Origin of the sequence: Pseudoalteromonas sp. (assembly GCF_041613455.1) — a bacterium.
GTDB lineage: Bacteria > Pseudomonadota > Gammaproteobacteria > Enterobacterales > Alteromonadaceae > Pseudoalteromonas.
Window position 1 is genome coordinate 1 of the sequence record NZ_JBFJHD010000324.1, and the last position, 2,474, is coordinate 2,474.

2 protein-coding genes and 1 pseudogene are annotated in these 2,474 nt (G+C 44.9%); all 3 read right to left on the bottom strand.

Annotated elements, in window-relative coordinates; translation table 11 throughout:
• Window positions 1-539 (bottom strand): annotated as a pseudogene (locus tag ABYB02_RS16595) (sodium:proton antiporter); the annotation flags it as partial.
• A 161-nt stretch (window positions 540-700) separates the two neighbouring features.
• Window positions 701-2,362 carry a penicillin binding protein PBP4B gene (gene pbp4b / locus ABYB02_RS16600; protein ID WP_372763476.1) on the bottom strand — a complete coding sequence of 554 codons (1,662 nt, stop codon included), beginning with the start codon at window positions 2,360-2,362 and terminating at the stop codon, window positions 701-703.
• Between the two features lie 14 nt (window positions 2,363-2,376).
• The coding region (locus tag ABYB02_RS16605; RefSeq protein ID WP_372763477.1) for a hypothetical protein at window positions 2,377-2,474 on the bottom strand (98 nt) is incomplete at its 5' end.

The window sequence follows — 2,474 nt, forward strand, 5'->3', positions numbered from 1 at the left end:
TCGTAATTACTTAATAACCCTAATACAAAGGCGCCCCAGCCATTGAGTAAAATTAAAATACACACCGGCGCACTGGTACTATCAATAATATAGGCGAGACGCGCGCGACTCATTTTAAATTTATCAAACAATCCGCGCGACAATATACCCGAGGTGAGTACGCTCAAGTTTGACTCGATGAACACCGCAATACCAGTAAACATGGTTAAAAAACCCACTTGGCGTTTGCTTTTCGCAATGCCCTTGTTCATTAGTACGTTAACGGTGGCGGCCACTCCGCCAGATTCGCGAATATAGGCAAGCAATGCGCCGATTAAAATACTAAAAATCAAAATGCGCGTATTACCCGGCGCACTGGCCACACTGACAATACGCTCAATGGTATTTAAAAAAGTGCTAAACAGCACACTGCCCTCACCTTGCAGCGCAAGTAATAACTCTGAAGAAACCACTGCGAGTAACAACGCCATAATGACTTCTTTACGCCAAAACACCACGGCAATGGCAATTAACGGTGGTAAAATAGAATACCAAGACATACATAAACCTTTATTATGAGTGAGCACGCTCACAGTGTGGCTTTGCCACATACTATTATCTAATTTAACTTTTACAGCCAAAACTAGCTTAAGTAAACCACTAAACACACGGGCGTTAAGCTTTTTTAATCATTTAACATCACGCGCTTAGCAAATAACCATTATTGATTAAAAAGCGCTTCATATACCAATGACACCACCGAGCCATACTTGGCTGTTTCATAGCTTTTACCGCTAAACAGATAGCCTTGTTTTGTGTCGGTGATGGTTGTGTGGCGGGCATTTGTAAGCAAAATAATGGCCAGATCGTAAGCGGGATCAATGACCGTAACCGTCCCCGTCCAGCCGGTATGGCCATACGCTTGCGCACTCGCATAAGGGCCAAAGTGCCAGCGCCGCGCTTGATTATTCCCTGCCAAACGAAAGCCTAACCCGTAGGTTTCATCGCTACCTTGTGGGGTTAAAAACTGCGCTAAACTGCTAGCAGTAAATACCTGCTGATCGCCATAACCGCCTTTATTTAACAGTAACTGGCTGAGTATGGCTAAATCGTGTGCGTTACTAAATAAGCCCGCATGACCGGCAACCCCACCAAGAGAGTAATAGGCGCGTTCATCGTGTACCTCACCTTGTATAACCTTAGTGCGGGCATTGGCAAAGTTAATGCGTCCACCACGAGTATTGCCACTGAGTTCGGTTGCCGCAAACTGCTCACGTTTAAAGCCCTTATTAAGCGGGTTAAATAAGGTATTATTTAGCCCCAGCGGTTTATATACCTGCTGCTCTAAGTAATCATCAAGCGTAAGTCCGCTGATGCGCTCCACCAACACGCCTAAAATCATGTAATCAATATCGGAGTACCGTTGCCCGCCGGTAGTATTAGCACTAAAAGGCACTTGAGTGAGCAACAATTGTTTGGTGCTGCTACTTTGCTGCGAGAAAAACGCATCGCCCTTTGCGGTGTCTTTACGATGAAAATCAAATACCGCAGGATAACCAGCGCTATGGCTGAGTAAGTCTTTCACTCGATGCTGCTCGCGACCCGCACCTTGGTATTCTTCAATATAAGCCTGAACCGGCTGATGGATGTTAAGTAACCCCTCGCTCACTAATTTCATTAATGCCAAATTGGTGGCAAATATTTTAGTATTTGAAGCTAAGTCAAACAGTGTATTGGTTTGCATCGGCTCTGGGCGCAATAACATTAAATCATCTTGTTGATACTGACGCGCATCGCCATAGGCGGTTAATTTTATTAACTCGCCGTTTTTAACCACTGCTAATACCGCCCCAGGAAAGCCATTATTCACGTCTTGCTCAATTAAGGCATCTACCGCACTAAAATCCACTTGTTGCGTTGCAGTGTTTTTTAACGTAGCAAACGCAAAACGTAACGTTAAACTGGCACCCGCTGGCTGTACATTGTCAACTTTAAAGCTATTAATACCATTATGGGTATACTGCGCTAAGTTGTATTGATAGAGCGCATTCGCCTTGAGTGCCTGCTTGAAGGGTAACTTTTGATTATTAATATAAATGTCGGCGCGGGTAGCCTGGTGGTTTTCAATTAATAATTGCCCCCGCCCTTGATACGCTTTAAACGTGCCACGATTATTCACATAAGCACGGCTGCTTGGGTTTGGCTCTGGAAAAGTCGCCACTACTTGCGCATTCGGCAATGGCGTAAGCTGACTTGGTATTAATGCTAACCCGGCGCTTACTGGTTGTTCGGGCGTACTACAAGCCGCTGAAATAGCGCATATTAGGGCTATAAAAAGCCGTTTAACGTAGCCGCACTGGTTAGCGTAATACCTTAGCTTCATTGGCTTTCCTTAAATTATTGATACAGTAAATACGGTTTTCTGCGCAGCTTAAATTGTTGCAACCCCGCCTGCCACGTTTGCTTTATTTGCGCTGCAGAGTGCCCGGCTTCAA